This is a genomic window from Paralcaligenes ginsengisoli (assembly GCF_054781135.1).
Genome location: NZ_BAAGUZ010000009.1, coordinates 78913 through 96465, shown reverse-complemented (window position 1 = coordinate 96465; position 17553 = coordinate 78913). Strand labels below are relative to the sequence as shown.

General features: G+C 58.5%; 20 protein-coding genes. 11 read left to right on the top strand and 9 right to left on the bottom strand.

Annotated elements, in window-relative coordinates; translation table 11 throughout:
- The first annotated feature begins 55 nt into the window (after nucleotides 1-55).
- Nucleotides 56-1027, top strand: coding sequence for a LysR family transcriptional regulator (locus ACYVIS_RS06470; protein WP_232741073.1), 972 nt, complete (start codon nucleotides 56-58; stop codon nucleotides 1025-1027).
- A gap of 207 nt (nucleotides 1028-1234) precedes the next feature.
- Nucleotides 1235-2206: a Bug family tripartite tricarboxylate transporter substrate binding protein gene (locus ACYVIS_RS06465; RefSeq protein ID WP_460873531.1), complete on the top strand. Its 972-nt coding sequence runs from the start codon at nucleotides 1235-1237 to the stop codon at nucleotides 2204-2206.
- Nucleotides 2207-2210: 4 nt separating this feature from the next.
- Here ACYVIS_RS06465 and rnhA read toward each other — a convergent pair whose 3' ends face one another.
- A complete protein-coding gene (gene rnhA / locus ACYVIS_RS06460) occupies nucleotides 2211-2672 on the bottom strand; it encodes a ribonuclease HI (RefSeq protein ID WP_232741075.1) in 462 nt (153 codons plus the stop codon).
- Nucleotides 2673-2788: 116 nt separating this feature from the next.
- Nucleotides 2789-3544, bottom strand: coding sequence for a class I SAM-dependent methyltransferase (locus ACYVIS_RS06455; protein ID WP_232741076.1), 756 nt, complete (start codon nucleotides 3542-3544; stop codon nucleotides 2789-2791).
- Between the two features lie 16 nt (nucleotides 3545-3560).
- On the opposite strand from ACYVIS_RS06455, the gene gloB reads away from it, so the two are divergent.
- From gloB to fabI, 3 genes are read left to right on the top strand one after another with little or no spacing between them, the layout of a single operon-like run.
- Nucleotides 3561-4376: a hydroxyacylglutathione hydrolase gene (gene gloB, locus ACYVIS_RS06450; RefSeq protein WP_460873530.1), complete on the top strand. Its 816-nt coding sequence runs from the start codon at nucleotides 3561-3563 to the stop codon at nucleotides 4374-4376.
- Between the two features lie 7 nt (nucleotides 4377-4383).
- Nucleotides 4384-5769, top strand: coding sequence for a transglycosylase SLT domain-containing protein (locus tag ACYVIS_RS06445; RefSeq protein ID WP_460873529.1), 1386 nt, complete (start codon nucleotides 4384-4386; stop codon nucleotides 5767-5769).
- A gap of 30 nt (nucleotides 5770-5799) precedes the next feature.
- Nucleotides 5800-6582: an enoyl-ACP reductase FabI gene (gene fabI, locus ACYVIS_RS06440; protein ID WP_232741079.1), complete on the top strand. Its 783-nt coding sequence runs from the start codon at nucleotides 5800-5802 to the stop codon at nucleotides 6580-6582.
- Nucleotide 6583: 1 nt separating this feature from the next.
- Here the strand turns inward: fabI and ACYVIS_RS06435 are convergent, their stop codons facing one another.
- The 5 genes from ACYVIS_RS06435 to ACYVIS_RS06415 all read right to left on the bottom strand — a co-directional run bounded on the left by ACYVIS_RS06435 (nucleotide 6584) and on the right by ACYVIS_RS06415 (nucleotide 10189).
- Nucleotides 6584-7243: a glutathione S-transferase gene (locus ACYVIS_RS06435; RefSeq protein WP_460873528.1), complete on the bottom strand. Its 660-nt coding sequence runs from the start codon at nucleotides 7241-7243 to the stop codon at nucleotides 6584-6586.
- Nucleotides 7244-8254 carry an oxygen-dependent tRNA uridine(34) hydroxylase TrhO gene (trhO, locus tag ACYVIS_RS06430; protein WP_460873527.1) on the bottom strand — a complete coding sequence of 337 codons (1011 nt, stop codon included), beginning with the start codon at nucleotides 8252-8254 and terminating at the stop codon, nucleotides 7244-7246.
- Nucleotides 8255-8401: 147 nt separating this feature from the next.
- The gene (locus tag ACYVIS_RS06425) at nucleotides 8402-8683 is read right to left on the bottom strand and encodes a pentapeptide MXKDX repeat protein (RefSeq protein WP_460873526.1); all 282 of its coding nucleotides are present in this window, start codon (nucleotides 8681-8683) and stop codon (nucleotides 8402-8404) included.
- Nucleotides 8684-8778: 95 nt separating this feature from the next.
- A complete protein-coding gene (locus ACYVIS_RS06420; RefSeq protein ID WP_460873525.1) occupies nucleotides 8779-9564 on the bottom strand; it encodes a molybdopterin-dependent oxidoreductase in 786 nt (261 codons plus the stop codon).
- A 10-nt stretch (nucleotides 9565-9574) separates the two neighbouring features.
- Nucleotides 9575-10189: a cytochrome b/b6 domain-containing protein gene (locus ACYVIS_RS06415; protein WP_232741084.1), complete on the bottom strand. Its 615-nt coding sequence runs from the start codon at nucleotides 10187-10189 to the stop codon at nucleotides 9575-9577.
- 188 nt (nucleotides 10190-10377) lie between these two features.
- Here ACYVIS_RS06415 and ACYVIS_RS06410 point away from each other — a divergent pair, with 188 nt between their 5' ends.
- The 6 genes from ACYVIS_RS06410 to ACYVIS_RS06385 all read left to right on the top strand — a co-directional run bounded on the left by ACYVIS_RS06410 (nucleotide 10378) and on the right by ACYVIS_RS06385 (nucleotide 15708).
- A complete protein-coding gene (locus ACYVIS_RS06410) occupies nucleotides 10378-11109 on the top strand; it encodes a response regulator transcription factor (protein ID WP_232741085.1) in 732 nt (243 codons plus the stop codon).
- On the top strand, nucleotides 11106-12572 hold the full coding sequence (locus ACYVIS_RS06405; protein ID WP_460873524.1) for a sensor histidine kinase: 1467 nt from the start codon (nucleotides 11106-11108) through the stop codon (nucleotides 12570-12572). The genes ACYVIS_RS06410 and ACYVIS_RS06405 overlap by 4 nt, the downstream gene beginning before the upstream one ends.
- Nucleotides 12573-13391: 819 nt before the next feature.
- Nucleotides 13392-14105 carry a 7-cyano-7-deazaguanine synthase QueC gene (gene queC / locus ACYVIS_RS06400; protein ID WP_460873523.1) on the top strand — a complete coding sequence of 238 codons (714 nt, stop codon included), beginning with the start codon at nucleotides 13392-13394 and terminating at the stop codon, nucleotides 14103-14105.
- Nucleotides 14095-14730 carry a 7-carboxy-7-deazaguanine synthase gene (gene queE, locus ACYVIS_RS06395; protein WP_232741089.1) on the top strand — a complete coding sequence of 212 codons (636 nt, stop codon included), beginning with the start codon at nucleotides 14095-14097 and terminating at the stop codon, nucleotides 14728-14730. Before queC ends, queE begins: the two co-directional genes overlap by 11 nt.
- A gap of 22 nt (nucleotides 14731-14752) precedes the next feature.
- Complete coding sequence (gene queD, locus ACYVIS_RS06390) at nucleotides 14753-15208, top strand: 6-carboxytetrahydropterin synthase QueD (protein ID WP_232741090.1); 456 nt, start codon at nucleotides 14753-14755, stop codon at nucleotides 15206-15208.
- Entirely contained in the window at nucleotides 15205-15708 is a 504-nt protein-coding gene (locus ACYVIS_RS06385; RefSeq protein ID WP_460873522.1) for a surface-adhesin E family protein, read from the top strand. Before queD ends, ACYVIS_RS06385 begins: the two co-directional genes overlap by 4 nt.
- 96 nt (nucleotides 15709-15804) lie before the next feature.
- Here the strand turns inward: ACYVIS_RS06385 and ACYVIS_RS06380 are convergent, their stop codons facing one another.
- Complete coding sequence (locus ACYVIS_RS06380) at nucleotides 15805-16695, bottom strand: aldo/keto reductase (RefSeq protein WP_460873521.1); 891 nt, start codon at nucleotides 16693-16695, stop codon at nucleotides 15805-15807.
- 34 nt (nucleotides 16696-16729) lie between these two features.
- Nucleotides 16730-17536, bottom strand: a complete 807-nt coding sequence (locus ACYVIS_RS06375; RefSeq protein ID WP_232741093.1) for an IclR family transcriptional regulator — start codon at nucleotides 17534-17536, stop codon at nucleotides 16730-16732.
- Nucleotides 17537-17553 lie beyond the last annotated feature (17 nt).

Sequence of the window (17553 nt, the reverse complement as noted above, 5' to 3'; positions counted from 1 at the left end):
TCTCTACACGATTACCCATATAATAAATATCTCAAATCAAGATATACACGGGCCAATGGATATAAACCTCGATCTAAAGCAGCTGCGCATTTTCGTTGCAATATTCGATACGGGCAGCGTGGGCAGCGCGGCGCGCTACCTCAACATGAGCCAACCGGGCCTGAGCACTGCCCTGGCCCGCCTTCGGGTGCAATTGCAAGACCCCCTTTTCATAAAGGGGTCCGGGGGCATGGAGCCCACCAGCCGTTCGCGTAAATTGATCGACCCCGTGCGCGCGATTATTCGCTCGATGGAAACCGAGATCATTGTGCCGCCGAAATTCGACCCAAAGACATCGACGCGGGAATTCAGGATCACGCTTTCCGACATCGGCGAAGGAATCTATTTGCCGCTGATAATACGCCGCATCGAAGAGATGGCGCCGGGCCTGACCCTGCAATCCATGTACATGCCGCCGCGCGAACTCGAAGAAGCCATGGCGGGGGGCGAAGTCGATGTTGCCGCCGGTTTTTTTCCGGACATCAAGACCAGCAACTTTTTCCAGCGACGGATCGGCCTGCATTCATTTGCCGGAATCATCCGGGCGGGGCATCCTCTGGCGAACAGCAAATTGACCATGAAGCAATTTCTGGCGTTAAGACACGTGGTTGTCGAAACGACAGGCCGCAGCCAGGAAGTATTCGAACGATTCCTGCAAAAGCATAGTCTGCAAAGAGATGTCGTACTGCGCACCCCCCACTTCATGAGCGTACCCATCATCGTGGCGACGACCAATGTCATTGCGGTGGTGCCGCAGGCCCTGGCCGACTTTATTTCCGCGGATCCATCCATCAAGCAAATACAGCTTCCTTTTACGCCTCCGACCTTTCAAGTCAATTTATATTGGCATCGCAGTTCACATCATGACGCCGCCAACAAATGGCTCAGGGACGCGCTGATTTCCGAGTTTCCGATGCTGCAGCGACGCGCCTATCATCGAAATGGAAAGCCGTCCCGGCAGAATTCGCAAGAAATCGCGCCCCTTTAGAAATCATTTAATAGCGGTCGAGGCTTGCGTAGAAAAGCTCCCATGTCAGCCCCGGCAAACGGCACAATAGCGGCATTTTTCTCAGTACATGCGCCAGGCCATTGCAAATACCGATATTGGTTATCGTTGATATCTGATTGGATTATAAACAAGGGATTGATAGCATCGGGAAACATTCCCTCAGCAACCCAACAACAAGGACGATAAATGTTGCGTGCACTTATACGATCAATAGCCTTGGTGGCGGCCAGCAACATTATTTTCTTGTCCGCCGCGATAGCCGACACATGGCCGGACAAGCCCGTCAGGATCATCGTCCCCTATGCCCCGGGAGGAATTGCCGATTTGGTTGCGCGTTTAATCGCGCCCATCCTGCAGGAAGGCCTGGGCCAGTCCATAGTCATAGAAAACAAAACAGGGGCCAGCGGAAGCCTCGGCACGGCCTATGTTGCGCGCAGCGCACCCGACGGATATACGCTGCTGCTCGGGCTGGCGGCCCCACAGACACTGAACCAATTCATTTATAAGGTCGACTACGACGGCGTAAAGGATTTCGCCCCGATTACGCTCGTCAACACCAATCCCATGGTCCTGATGGTCAAGGCGTCATTGCCCGTGACCAATGTCCGGGAATTGATCGCCTATGCCAAGGCCCATCCGGGAAAGCTGAATTTCTCGGGAGCGGGCGGACTCACCTCGTACAGCGGCGAAATATTCAAACATATGGCGGGCATCGACATGGTCGACGTGCGCTATCGTGGAGGGGCGCCGGCTGTAACCGCGGCCGTGTCGGGGGAAACCGACCTGACATTCGCCAATTACTCGGACGCCCTGCCCTGGATGGGATCGGACCGTCTTCGCGCACTGGCCTTGACGGGTTCAAAGCGTTTCCCACAATCTCCCAATTTGCCGACCATAGCGGAATCCGGCCTGCCGAACTACAACGTTACCGGCTGGAGCGCCTTGTTCGCGCCGGCGGGCACCCCGCCGGAACGCATCAACAAGATCGCGGCTATATTGTCCAAAGGATTCAAACGTCCCGACATGCGCGAGAAAATGGCAAAGATAGGCGCGGAACCGGGCGGGGGTTCGCCGCAAGAACTGGCCGACCTTGTGCGTACGGACGCGAACAAGTGGAAGTCATTTGTCGAAAAAACAGGAATCAAGATTGGGCAATAAGCGCTCATTTTCCTGAGCGCTGCGCCAGGCGCGCCTGCTCGGCGCCCAGATTGGCAAGCTCGTCGGCGCGTTCATTGCCAGGGTCACCGGCATGGCCCTTGACCCACTGCCAGCTCAGGCTATGCTGCTGCACCAGGGCGTCCAGCTCCTGCCACAAGTCGGCATTTTTCACCGGCTTTTTGTCGGCGGTGCGCCAGCCGCGACGCTTCCAGTTGGCGATCCACTCCGTCATGCCCTTCTGCACATACTGGGAATCGGTGTGCACGACCACCTCGCAGTGGCGCTTCAGCGCCTTCAGGGCCTCGATGACCGCCATGAGCTCCATGCGGTTATTCGTGGTGCCGGGCTCGCCGCCGTACAGTGTTTTCTCGTGCGGCCCCTGGCGCAGCAAGGCTCCCCAGCCCCCCAGCCCCGGATTTCCCTTGCAGGCCCCGTCGGTCCAGATATCTACATGGCGACTATTCATTACTTCGTCTTTACAACCCAGGATCGGGGCATGAACATGCCCCCGACAATATAAACCGTGCCGGAATACCGGCACGGGACTATAACGGCACAACGAACGCGGACCCGCGGCCGGTGTCAGGCTCCGGAGTGCCTGCCAGTCACCACCGCCTCACGCCGCACCCGTTTCTTCTTGCCTTTCCATTCCGGGCCGATAACCCGCAAGCCCACCACCCTCTTGATTGCCGACACCACATACACGGCCCCGCATACAGGCCACCAGCGGTCACCCGCCGATTCCATGAATGCCCATCGCCCCAGCCATTTTTCGCTCAGGCACGGCGGAGCGTAACAGCCGAAACGACCCCGGTCGACTTCGAAGGACAGAAGCTTAAACCAATCTTTCAAGCGGGGCAGCGAAACCTGCAGATGCGTGGCCACCGGCATCAGCGGTTCCAGGCCCGGCACGCGCTCGCGCGCACCCCAGAGGCTCCAGGGGTTGAAACCCGAAATCACGACACGCCCCTCGGGCATCAAAACGCGCTCGGCTTCGCGCAACACTTGATGGGGATTGCTGGAGCACTCGAGCACATGGGGCAGCACCAGCAAATCGACGCTCTGGGTGTCGAAAGGCAAGTTTTCCGGATCGGCGGCCACAGACAATTGGCTTGCCGCCGGGCCGAGATCGGGCAAGGCACAGGTATAGCCTTTGTAGGGAATACGATTGGCGCGCAGCAAATCCCATTTCGGCAAGCCGACCTGGATGGCATGATAGCCAAACACATTGGCCACTATGCCATCGACCTGTTTTTGTTCCCAGTCTTTGACATATACGCCCGATGGGGTTTGCAACCACTCGCCAAGCTCTACAATAGGAGATGGATCCAAAGACACTTCTACTCCTGTTGCCATGGTAAATACAATTTTTAATCGAGCCGCGGGACAAACACAACTCATACCCGTGCCGGCTTTGTCCGACAACTATATATGGATGCTCAGCAAGGATGGCCATGCGGTCGTCGTCGACCCCGGCGAATCGGCCCCCATTGAAAAACTGCTCGGCCAATACGAGCTTGTTCTCGATGCCATTCTACTCACCCACCATCATGGCGATCATGTGGGAGGAGCGCTGGCGCTGCAGCAATTGACCGGCGCACCAGTATACGGCCCCGCAAGCGAAACTTTGCCGGTATGCGACCACGCACTCAGGCAGGACGACATTGTCGTGCTGGAAAATCTCGATCTGCGCCTTCGGGTCCTGGATATTCCCGGCCATACCGCCGGCCATATCGCTTATTTCGGCCAATTTAATCAGGGTAAACCCCTGGTTTTTTGCGGCGACACCCTGTTTTCTGCCGGTTGTGGGCGATTATTTGAAGGCACACCTGCCCAAATGGTTGATTCTTTAGGTAAACTCAGGGGATTACCGCTGGATACACTTGTTTGCTGCGCTCACGAGTACACTCTAGCCAATTTACGTTGGGCGCTTCATGTAGAACCCAACAATACTGTTTTGCAGCAACGCTGGAAGGTAGTGCAAGAGCTGCGGGGCCAGAACCTGCCAACGCTGCCTTCGACCATTGCCGTTGAACTTGATACCAACCCTTTTTTTCGTACCCAGCAAGAAAGTGTGTCTGGCGCTGCCGAAGCCTATGCCGGCAAGCGACTGGATTCGGCTGTAGCCGTTTTTACTGGCTTGCGTGAATGGAAGAACAACTTCAAATGAATTGCCGATGAAATGCTTACGACTATTCATTCTGCTCCTTGCAGCAGTTTTAGCCGGTTGCGCCACTAATTCCTCGCATAATCAATACGCCGGGCAAAAAAGAACCTACTCCGCCGCGGAAACATCGCGGACTGTCGACCTGACCCACCCCCCCCGGGACATGTGGGATCGAATCCGGCGCGGCTTTGCCATCCCCAATCTGAATAACGACCTGACCCAGCAATGGACGGATTACTACGCGGCGCATCCCGAATCCATTCAGCGCATGAGCGAGCGGGCAGGCAAATATCTTTACTATGTCGTGCAGGAAATCAATCGCCGCGGCCTGCCCACCGAACTGGCCCTGCTGCCGTTCGTGGAAAGCGCCTACGACCCGACCGCCTATTCGCGCGCCAAGGCATCCGGGCTCTGGCAATTCATCCCCAGCACGGGGTTGCACTACAATCTGCAACAAACTTGGTGGCGCGACGAGCGCCGCGACCCCATAGCCTCGACCAACGCCGCACTCGACTACCTCAGCTATTTGTATCAGTTGCAGGGCGACTGGTATCTGGCCCTCGCATCGTACAACTGGGGCGAAGGTTCGGTGCAGCGGGCCATGAGCAAAAACGCCAGCAATGGCGATTTCGTCGACTACAGCTCAATCAATATGCCCGACGAAACGCGCAATTACGTGCCCAAGCTGCAAGCCATCAAGAACATCATCGCCAATCCCCAGAAATACGGCATCACGCTCCCCGAAATCAGCAATACCCCTTACTTCACCACCGTCCAGAAATCGCGCGATATGGATATCGCCGTAGCCGCCAAATTGGCAGAGATGTCGGTCGAAGACTTCAAGGCACTGAATGCCTCGTTCAACCGCCCCATCATCCTGGGCGAGCACCACCCCACTTTGCTGCTGCCGGTCAACCGGGTGGATATTTTCAACGCCAACCTCCAGGCCTATAAGGGCCGCCTCAGTTCGTGGCAAACCTACACCGCCAAAAAAGGCGAATCGTATGCGTCGATTGCCAAACATCACGGCATCAGCCTGGTAGCCCTGCGCAATGTCAATGGCCTGAACGGTAAAAAGGCCAAAGCCACGGCGCAAACCCTGCTGGTACCCACTACCGATGCCGGAGGCGGAAGCATTCAACTGGCGTCGATCGAGGTTCCGCGCGACGAAGAACCCGAAGTCCACGTCACTCGCAACAAGCGCAATGACATCGTGGTCACCCGGCACAAGGTCAATGTACGCACGCACACTGTCCGACACGGTGAAACGCTGTTTTCACTGGCCAAACGCTACCACACCTCGGTCGACGAACTGCGCAAGCTCAATAATCTGAAAAGCAGCTCCCTGGCCCTCGGCAAGCAATTGCGTGTGCCCGGAACCAACGTTCGCGGCTAACTTTTCCAGACATAACGAAGGATCAACAACATGGGTTTCTTGAGCGGCAAGCGCATCCTGGTTACGGGTGTGCTTTCGAACCGGTCGATTGCATACGGCATTGCCCGCGCCTGCCATCAGCAGGGGGCCGAGCTTGCCCTCACTTATGTGGGCGAACGGTTTAAAGATCGTGTCGTCGACTTCGCGGCCGAATTCGGCAGCAAGATCGTTCTGCCTTGCGACGTTGCCGACGACGCGCAAATCGAATCGGCCATGGCCGGACTGCAAGCCCACTGGGACGGCCTTGACGGCCTGGTCCATTCCATCGGCTTTGCGCCGCGCGAAGCCATCGCGGGCGACTTCCTCGATGGCTTGTCGCGGGAAGGATTCCGCATCGCGCACGATATTTCCGCCTATAGCTTTCCGGCGCTGGCCAAAGCGGCGCTGCCGCTGCTCAAAGGACGCAATAGCTCGGTCCTGACCCTGACCTACCTCGGCTCCGAAAAAGTCGTTCCCAACTACAACACCATGGGCCTGGCCAAGGCTTCGCTCGAAGCCAGCGTACGCTATCTGGCCAGCGCACTGGGCCCTCTGGGCATACGCGCCAACGCCATCTCGGCCGGCCCCATCAAAACCCTGGCCGCCAGCGGCATCAAGGACTTTTCCTCGATCCTCAAATTCGTCGAGGCCAATGCTCCTCTGCGCCGCAACGTCACCATTGAAGACGTGGGCAATGTCGCCGCCTTCATGCTGTCGGACCTGGCCGCCGGCATTACCGGCGAAATCACTCACGTAGACGCCGGCTTCTCAACCGTTACTCCCGGCATGGAATGACTCAGGCGGGGAAACGCACTCCTGCGGCGCCGGGCGCCCAGGGGGCATGCTTTTCCATGATCAGCGCCATCAGTTCCGACTCCTGCCAAGCCTGCAGCCATGCCTGGAGTCCGGGCCAGGGCATGGCCTGAAACCATTCGCGATCCACATGCGCAAACTGGCGGACAAACGGCGCAATGGCCATGTCGGCCAGCGCCGCGTGCGCGCCAAATAAAAACGGCTGGCGTTGCAACCTGGCATCAAGGCGACTTAACCAAAGAGCAGCCTCATCGCGATGATGGCCACTGCCCTGCGAATCGGCATGGCGCTGCGGATACTTGTAGCGATCGAGGTGATGCTTGAACGGCCCGTCGCATTCGGCGATCAGCTCCAGCATGGCATCCATGCCTGGCTGCGTGGGCGCGAGCCACTCATGCGGGTCATTTTGCGCAAGAGCCCACAACATGATATCCAGGCTCTGCTCCAGGACCTGGCTGTTGCCGGTAATCAGCACAGGCACCGTTGCCTTGGGTGAAACATCCAGCATTGCCTGCGGCTTGTCGCGCAGCGCAACCTCGCGCAGTTCGCATGCCTGCCCGCTGGCCGCAATGGCCAGCCGTGCCCGCATGGCATACGGACAGCGGCGAAAAGAATAAAGGATGGGGAGAGGCAAACCGGGCATTCAGCTCATCTTTGCACTATCGTCGGTGCCGGCCCTTGCCAAGGCCTCTTTCTGCCTGGCAGCGTCATCCGCGGCCTGCCGCTGTTCCATGCGTACGCCTATATGGCGCTGATGGCGGCTTTTAGCCAGTTCCACCTGCTTCTGGCGCTCCGCAAAGCGCTGCTTCTGCTCGTCGCTGTGCCTATCGTGGCAATGCGGGCAACTGATCCCTTCAATGAAGAACTCGGACGCCTTGTCTGCCGGGCCAAGGGGAAGGCGGCAGGCACGGCACAGCTCGTAATGGCCGGTGGCCAAACCATGCAGCACCGAGACCCGTTCGTCGAATACAAAACATTCGCCGTCCCAGCGGCTTTCCTCCGGAGGCACGGTTTCCAGGTACTTGAGTATGCCTCCTTCCAGATGGTAAACCTCGTCAAAGCCCTGGGAACGCAGGTAGGCCGTCGATTTCTCGCAGCGGATGCCGCCCGTGCAAAACATGGCCACCCTGGATTTGCTGCTTAGCAGGCCACCGTCGGCCGACTGCGCCTTGACCCATTCGGGAAACTCGGAAAAGCTTGCCGTATGCGGATTGACCGCTCCGGCAAATGAGCCGATCGACACTTCATAATCGTTGCGCACGTCGACCACCACGACATCGGGATCGTCGATCAGTTGATTCCACTCGTCGGGCTTGACGTAGGTGCCCGCCATCGTGCCGGCATGAACGTTGGGTACGCCCATCGTCACGATCTCACGCTTCAGCTTGACCTTCATGCGATAAAACGGCATTTTGTCGGACCAGGAGTCCTTGTGCGTCAGGGCCTGCAGGCGCGGATCGCTGCGCAAATGCGCCAGCACCGCGGCCACGCCATCGTGCGGGCCGGCTATGGTGCCGTTGATGCCTTCCTCGGCCAGCAGCAAAGTGCCCTTGACCTGATTTGCTTCGCAGCACGCCAGCAGGGGCCCCTGCAAAGCCTGGTAATCGGCAAGCCGAACGAATTTGTAAAGCGCTGCAATCAGGAAATTAGCCATGCCAGGAACAGAATAGGAAACACAAAGGCCAGGCTAGTCGACCGACGGCCCGGGCCTTTATTTTAAACCCTGTTGAAATCGGAGCACCTTGGCCTCGATGGGCGCAAGGCCCACCCGGCCGACATCCTGCAGGCCGCGGCACACTGCTTACTTTTTCATTTCGTCCTTGGCCATCGAATCCTTGCCCATGCGGTCCTTGCCCATGGTGTCTTTACCCATGGAAGACTTGCCCATCTTGTCCTTGCCCATGGTGTCTTTCGCCATTGAACTCTTGCCCATGGAGTCTTTGCCCATGGAAGATTTGCCCATGCTGTCGTGGCTCATGCCCGATTTTTGCATGGAATCCTTGTGCATGCTGTCCGCGGCAAATACGCTGGCAGTACCAAACGCCAGGCACACGGCCAGTATGGAAGCAGAAATTTTTTTCATGATGAGATCCTTATTAACAGAGTATGTGGCTTGGCCACGTTGATAAATCATGCAGAACAAACAACTTCACACGGATAAAACGCATACCAGCTTCGTCAACTGCCTCCGAACCAGTTGTAGCCCTGATCTTCCCAATAACCGCCGGGATACGTATTGGTCACGAAAATGGCCTGGATATGCTTGGGATTCTTGTAGCCGAGCTTGGTCGGAATACGCAGCTTCATGGGAAAACCGTACTTGGCCGGCAAAGTCTGGCCGTCATAGTTCAGGGCCAGCACGGTTTGCGGGTGCAGGGCCGTAGGCATATCGATACTGGTGTAATAGTCGTCGGCACATTTGAAGCCCACATACCTTGCCGTCGTGTCCGCACCCACACGGCGCAGGAAATCGGAAAACCTCACACCGCCCCAACGACCAATGGCGCTCCAGCCTTCCACGCAAATATGGCGGGTAATCTGCTCAGTCTGGGCCATCGCACGCAGTTCGCCCAGTTGCCAGCTACGTTTGTCGGCCACCATGCCAGTGACTTCGAGCCGGTAGGATGCTTCATCGATATGCCGCACCTCGTCCTCGCCATAGTAGGCATTGAAAGGAAACGGCCGGGTAATCATGGACTCGGGATAGGTGGGTGCCAATCGGGCCGAATCGAACAGCCAGCCCTGCACTGTGTCGTTAAAGCGGGAAATCCGTTCCAGCGCAGTCTCGACGCTCGGCTCATCGCTCAAGTTGCAACCACTCAGCAAGGCGACACCCCCCAGAGTCAGCGTACGCTGAAAGAACCGTCGGCGGGAAGGCTGTTCAATGCGGGAATTCAATAGCCGGCGAGCTTCCTTGACGATGGCCTCGCCATCCAGGCCGGGAATAAAACGACGAATGGACACACTATTCTCCTTATCGGCCACGGATCATCGTGATCAGGGTGCGAGGCACCAGCGCCACCATCAGCACATGAAGCGCAACAAAAGCCACTAGCAATGTCATGGCGAAGAAATGGACACGCCGGGCCATGTCGTAACCGCCCAGCAGATCCCGCAAAATCGGGAACTGCACCGATTTCCACAACACCAGGCCCGACAGCACAAGTAAAGCCAGATCCACTATCACCACCAGGTAGGCAAGGCGCTGGATGCTGTTGTAACGGCTGGGATCGGCGTGCGAAAGATGCCCACGCAGCGCGGCGCGCGCATCGGCAATGACCGATCTCACCGTCAAAGGAAAAAATTTGCGCAGCAGGCGCCCGCCGGCCAGGTTGCACAGCAGATAAACACCGCCATTGACCGCCAGCAGCCACATGCCCGCGAAGTGCCATTGCAGCGCCCCGCCAAGCCAGCCCCCCAGGGTTATCGCATCGGGAAAAGAAAAATCGAACAGCGGCGAGGCGTTGTAGACGCGCCAGCCGCTGGTCACCATAATGATCACCGCCAGCGCATTGAGCCAATGGGTCAGCCGCAGCCATACCGGGTGTACTGGAACAGAGCGATGCGCAAAGGCAGGATTGACCAACATGGAGCACCTCGGACGGAATGAATGCATGCCCGCATTATTCCGTCGATCCGGTCGCCAAATCCTCACGTAAAGTTAAATAAATTGTGATAACTGGACAGGCGGGAATTGCGGATAATAGACATGTCGGGTGCGCCCCTCCCCGCCGGCGCCGGAAAATCCGGCCCAGCGCACCCTCAGACGAGCCATCCATGGACCCACGAAAACGCATTCTGGTTGTTGAAGACGATCGCAATATTGCCGAGCTGCTGTGCCTGCATCTGGGTGACGAAGGCTATGCTGTCGAACATGCCGCCGACGGCACGACCGGCATGCGGCTCCTTGAAGGCGGCAACTGGGACGCCCTGGTACTCGACCTGATGCTGCCCGGTATAGACGGGCTCGAGCTCTGCAAGCGCGCACGGGCCATGGCCCGCTACACGCCTATTATCATTACCAGTGCGCGCTCCAGCGAAGTGCACCGGATCCTGGGCCTGGAACTGGGGGCCGACGATTATCTTGCCAAGCCCTTCTCCATGCTGGAACTGGTCGCCAGGGTCAAGGCGCTGCTGCGGCGCACCGACGCCATGGCGCGTAATTTGCGCCTCGACGCGGGCAGCCTCGACCTGGGGGGGCTGAATATCGATCCCCTGGCGCGCACCGCCTTTGTCAACGGGCAGGCCATAGAATTGACGCCGCGGGAATTCGACCTGCTGTATTTCTTTGCCCGCCATCCCGACAAGGTATTTTCGCGCATGGACCTGCTCAATCAGGTCTGGGGTTATCTGCACGATGGCTACGAACACACCGTCAATACCCATATCCATCGGCTGCGGATCAAGATCGAAGCCGATCCGGCCGATCCGCAAAGAATACTGACTGTGTGGGGACGCGGCTACAAATTTGCGGCTGCGCCTGTCCCGCAGGCCGGAAATCCATCATGAAAAACATGACTTTGTCGCAACGCCTTTCGGCTGTCTTTGCCGTCCTGCTGGTGGCCAGTTGCGGTGCGACGGCCTGGCTTCAGATCGCGAGCAGCACGCAGCGCGAACAGGAAATGATACAGCGCCTGTCCAAAGGGCTGGCCGGACAAATCGCAGGCAACAATCAGCTCCTCGACCAGGCAGGCCTAAGGCCCGCGGCGGTCCAGGGGCTGTTCGCACAGTTGATGGCCGTCAACCCCAGCGTGGAAGTCTATTTGCTCGACAATACCGGACGCATTGTGGGTCACGATGCCCCCGAGGGGCATTTGAAGCGCGGGCAAGTCAATCTCGGGCCGATCAGGCGCATGCTGGCCGGGGAGCCCTTGCCGATTTTCGGAGACGATCCGCGCAGCCTCGACGGCAGCAAGGTGTTCAGCGCCGCGCCGCTGCGCCTAGGCACCCGCAGCGATGGCTATATCTATGTAGTATTGCTGGGGGAAACGCGAGACGCCCTGGCCGCCGATATCGCCGCCAGTTCGACCCTGCGCACCGTCTTGTGGTCGATCGCGCTGGTTGCCCTGCTGGGCCTGCTCGCGGGGCTGATTGCGTTTCGGCTCATTACTCGCCCCCTGCGTACGCTTACCGATACCGTACGCAAATTCGACAGCGCCGACATTGCGGCAACCCTGCTTCCCGCGCCTGCGCTGCAGGTAGGCGAACGCGATGAAATCCTGATTCTCAGGCAGGCATTCGGCCAGATGGCGCGCCGCATCGGCGACCAGTGGCAGGAACTCGCCGGCCAGGATCAGCAACGGCGTGAAATGGTCGCCAATATCTCGCACGATCTGCGCACCCCGCTGACCTCGCTGCATGGTTATCTGGAAACGCTGCTGGTCAAGGCCGATACGCTCAGCAGTGCCGAGCGGCGCCGCTATCTGGAAGTGGCGCTGGACCAAAGCCGCAAAGTAGGCCGCCTGGCCCAGGAACTGTTTGAGCTGGCACGCCTGGAGTCCGGTCTGGTCCAGCCCGACAAGGAGAGTTTTTCCCTGGCCGATCTGGTGCAGGATATCTTCCAGAAATTCGAACTGGCCGCCGAGGCCCGCCAACTGCGTCTGGTGGCCGAGATGCCGCATTCACTGCCCGACATCAGCGCCGACCTGGGCATGATCGAACGGGTACTGACCAATTTACTGGACAACGCGATTCGCCATAGCCCACCGCATGGCGAAGTCCGGGTCGGCCTGCATTACGCTCACGGCGCAGTACAGGTGCAGATCAGCGACAACGGTCCCGGCATACCGCCGGAATTGCGCAACAGCCTGTTCAAACGCTCATCGCCGCTGCACCGCGCCGACCAGAATCGCGGGGGCCTGGGCCTGCTTATTGTGCACCGCATTCTGCAATTGCATCACAGCAATATCCGCCTGATCGATCAGGCCGGCGCCGGAACTGTTTTTCGCTTCGAGCTAAGCACTGGGCGCTGAAGACCTCGCTTCTGGCGCTATTCCCATCCTTGACTGGCGCTACACCAAACGAAACAAGCTGTCATTTATCCCGTTTTCTGCCGTACCGCTCATTGCCGACGCTGCTCATGCCAATAATCCGCTTGGCGGAAGCCTGCTTGGCGCGCTCTTCATTGATCAATTGCTGGACACTCGATCGCAGTGGGCGGAACGGCGTTGGAGTACGGGGTTTGACAAGCATAAACACCTCACTATCAGAAAAAGTACCTTTAACAGACACTCAAAAGCAGGCAAACCGTTCATCATACTGGGCACGGCCGCCTGAACTATCCCTTAACCATACACCTTTTTGCCGAATTCTTTATGACCGCGGGGAATAATCGGGCCCAAATACACTCAATCCGGGCCATATTTAATGGTTTTGGAACAACACGTCACCCCTCCGCCACCATGAGGCAAGATGCTGAAAACAACGATCGCCTGCCGCCGATGCACCTGGCGTTTCTTTAAATATCCAAGATACCTTAAGATAAACACTCGTCCACGCCGCCGATCATCCCATCGCCCTTCGGCACGGCCCGGCGACACACCGATTTTCACCACGGAGAACTCATCATGAGCAAGAGCCACGACAGTAAAAAAGCCCAGAAAAAAGAACCCGCCAAAACCCCCAAGGAAAAGAAAGAAGCCAAAAGGCTGAAAAAGGAAGCCTCCAAGCAATGATGCGGGACGGCATCCGCTTGGCAGCCCCCGATCGACACGCCATATAATAGAGATTGCCTGAAGAAAACTCTGAATGGCGTTCCTAAGAACAGCGCGGCAGGGCGCACAAATACTCTTATGCATAATAAAGCGCTCGTGCTGTTTTCCGGAGGCCAGGACTCCACCACCTGCCTGGCGTGGGCGCTGAAACGCTATGCCCACGTCGAAACCGTGGGTTTCGACTATGGCCAGCGGCATTCCGTGGAACTCGAATGCCGGCAAAACGTGCTTTCAAAGATGCGCGCCAATCATCCCGACTGGGCGGCGCGCCTCGGCGACGACCATATGGTGAATCTGGACGTACTGGGCAATATCAGCGACACCTCGCTCACCAGTGAAACCAGCATCGTCTTCGAACAAAGCGGGCTGCCCAATACCTTCGTACCCGGCAGAAACATACTTTTCTTCACGTTTGCCGCGGCAATCGCCTACCGCCGGGGACTGTCCGTGCTGGTCGGAGGCATGTGCGAAACGGACTACTCCGGCTACCCCGACTGCCGCGACAATACGCTGAAATCATTGCAGGTGTCCCTGAGCCTGGGCATGGACCGCCCCCTCGTCATCGAAACGCCGCTCATGTGGCTCGACAAGGCGCAGACCTGGCTGATGGCTGAACAACTGGGCGGCAAAGAGTTCATAGAACTGATCTGCGACGATACCCACACTTGTTATCTGGGCGATCGCAATCATCGGCACGCCTGGGGCTATGGTTGCGGCACGTGCCCGGCCTGCGAACTGCGGGCAAAAGGTTTCGGGGCCTACGCGTCGGGGAGCGCCGGCAATGACGTATAGCGTCAAGGAAATTTTCTATACGCTGCAGGGGGAAGGCGCCAACGCGGGACGCCCGGCCGTGTTCTGCCGGTTTGCCGGCTGCAATCTGTGGACCGGGCGGGAAAAAGACCGTGAACGCGCCATCTGCCAGTTCTGCGATACCGACTTCGTCGGAACCGACGGCGACGGCGGCGGGAAATTCCGTAATGCGCGGGCGTTGGCCGAGGCAGTCGCCGGCCATTGGTCGCCGCCAGGGGATGCACACCGCTTTGTCGTGCTTACCGGCGGCGAACCCCTGCTCCAGGTCGATGACGCGCTAATCGGGGAATTGCATGCCCGGGGCTTCACCATAGCGGTGGAAACCAATGGCACCCAAATATGCCCCGCGGGGCTCGACTGGATCTGCGTCAGCCCCAAAGCAGGCAGCGAACTGAAGGTTTTCGAAGGGAACGAGCTGAAGCTGGTTTTCCCGCAGCCCGGCGCCGAACCCGAAAAATTCACTCGCCTGAATTTCGATCATTTCTATCTGCAGCCCATGGATGGCCCCGCGCAAAGCGCCAATACCAAGCTCGCCATGGACTATTGCATGGCCCACCCGCAGTGGAGCCTTGGCGTGCAAACCCATAAATTTCTAGGAATTCGCTGAGCACCGGCGATCATCGACAAACATGCTGACCATTACCAAGCGTCTGGAGTTCGATGCGGGGCACCGCATTCCAGACCATAAAAGCAAGTGCCGCAACCTGCACGGACATCGCTACGCGCTGGAAATCACTCTCGAAGGAGAGCCGGTGGACGTACCTGGCGCCAGCGATAACGGCATGTTGATGGATTTCAGCGACGTCAAGCAAATCGCCCTGCAGCACTTGGTCGATGTGTGGGACCACGCCTTCATCGTCTACGAAGGGGATGCCGTCATGCAACTTTTGCTGTCCGGCCTGCCCGATCACAAGACGGTAGTCGTGCCCAAAATTCCCACCGTCGAGAACCTGGCCGTGCTTGCCTACGAGATACTTGCCCCGCATTACGCGCGCCGGTTCGGCAAGCAATTGACACTGGCCAAAGTGCGCCTGTACGAAACGCCCACGTCGTGGGCCGACTACGCCCCGGGGAATCAAGGGTGAATAGACTGCTTCCGTCCATCGGACTGCTGTGTTGCGCCGCTATGTCGCACGCCGCCAGTTGGGTTCCCGTATCCAATACCGACGGTATTGCCTATTTCGCCGACCCTGGCTCTCTCAAGGCCGAAAAAAACGACCCTGCCCTTGTGGACATACGGGTACGAGCCGACTTCAGTAAACGGCAGACTGCCTCGTACGATAAAAACCTGTCATACCAGTCCACGCTATCCGCGTATCGCATCGATTGCACCAACAACTTCATCGCGGTGCTGGGCGTCTCGTACTATGCGGCCGGCCAGGCGCAAGGAAAGGCGCTCAAGCGCTATACCTTCGACAAGCCGGCACAACTCGACATCGTGCGCTGGAGCATGTTCGATGATCTAAAACAATACGCCTGCAAGAACGTGGCCATCGACGCCGCGCAGCCGGCGCGGCTTGAAGACCTGAAACCCACCGTCATTCACGACGAGAGGAAAAGCTCGCAGGCCCCTATCGCCAAATAGGGAAACCCGCCCTGGCCTCGTGACTGGCCATACCGCGAAACGGCAACTCGCGGCCACACGGCAAAATTTCCGCCTGTCCAGGGGATGCCGAAAAGGTCAGGAGGCCGTTCCGCGCCGATATTCGGCCTGCCCTTCACGGTCAAGGGCTGCAAACTCTTCATCCGACAGGCGAACGCTGGCCGCCGCCACATTCTCTTCGAGATGCCGGACTTTCGATGTGCCCGGGATAGGCAGCACGACCGGACTGCGCTTGAGAACCCAGGCCAGGGCGATCTGGCTGGGTCCCACGCCATGCGTCTTGGCAACCCGGTCCAGCAACGAGCCGGGCTTGGCCAGGTCACCCGCCGCCAGCGGGTACCAGGGAATAAAACCTATGCCGTGCTGCTCACAATGATTCAACACGGTTTCGCTGGCGCGATCGACCAGGTTATAGCGGTTCTGCACGGTAGCCACTTTGAAGTAGGCGGCCGCGGCCTCGATATCGTCGATCTGCACCTCGCTTAGCCCGACATGGCGAATCAGGCCCTCTTTTTGCATTTGCCCTATGCAATCGAACTGTTCCTTGCGCGGAACCTGGGCGTCGATGCGGTGCAACTGCCAGAGATCGATCCGTTCCAGCCCCAGGCGACGCAGGCTCATCAGCACACATTGGCGAAGGTATTCGGGCCGGCCCAGGGGATGCCATTCATCAGGCCCGTGACGGGTCAGGCCGCCTTTGGTGGCGACGCTGATTCCACGATAGGGATGCAGCGCTTCACGGATCAGATCCTCGCTGACGTTGGGGCCGTAGCTGTCGGCCGTGTCGATGAAATTTACGCCGAGCTCGGGAAGACGCCTGAGGGTGCGAAGAGACTCTGCCTTATCGGCCGGTTCGCCCCAGATACCCTGGCCGGTAACTCGCATCGCGCCGAAGCCCAGGCGATTGACCGTCAGGTCGCCGCCTATCTGGAACTCTCCCGACGCAATTGCCGAAATTTTATTTGCCATGAAATTTTCTCCTGATCAAAATCCATACACCGGGTCAAGCGAGCCCGGTACCGCCGATTTCGCGCTCAATGGCCCGCAGGCACTGCCGCATACGCGGGCCGATGCGGTCGATCATGATTTCGCGGCTGAGGACAAACGCCGGACCGCCGCAATTAAAAGCATAGCGCGCGCCGCGTGGGCCGGTAAAACCCAGCGCAATCGAATTCACCAGAGGATGCCATTCGCCCATGGAGGTGCAGAAACCCAGGGTTTCGGCCTCTTTCAGCGCCGCATCCACCCCCGAGCCGATGCGCGCCCATTCATCGGCGGCGGCAATGCGCGCACTGTTGATCAGGGCGCCGCGTTCGGCCGGCGGGAGCGACCACAGGTATGCCCGGCCAATGGCGGACGTGCAGATGTTCAAGCGAGCGCCGATATCGAGACGCGAGAAGACCATGCCTGAATCGGGCCGCACGGTGTCGATCAGCACCATGTCGAAACGATCGGGGACCGCCAGATGCACGGCCGCACCGGCAAACTCGGCCAGTTCGGCCAGGAAAGGCCGGATGCTGGTGCGCAGATCGAAATTGCGCAAATAAGCATTGCCCAGGTCCAGCACGCCAGGAGCCAGTTCGTACCTGTCGCTGTTGTGCAGCTGGCGCAAATGGCCATGGCCGACCAGCGTGGCGATCAGGCGCGATACCGTGGCTTTGGGTATGCCGGTAAGCCGCGACAGCTCGCTATGGCCCAGGGGCTCTTTGTGTTCGGCGACAACCCGCAATAATGTCAGCCCCCGGGCCAGGGCGCTGACTTCGTCGGGGGCATCTGATGGCAGTACGGCAGAGGCAGGCTTGGCGGTCATGACAGAAAAATCGCAAG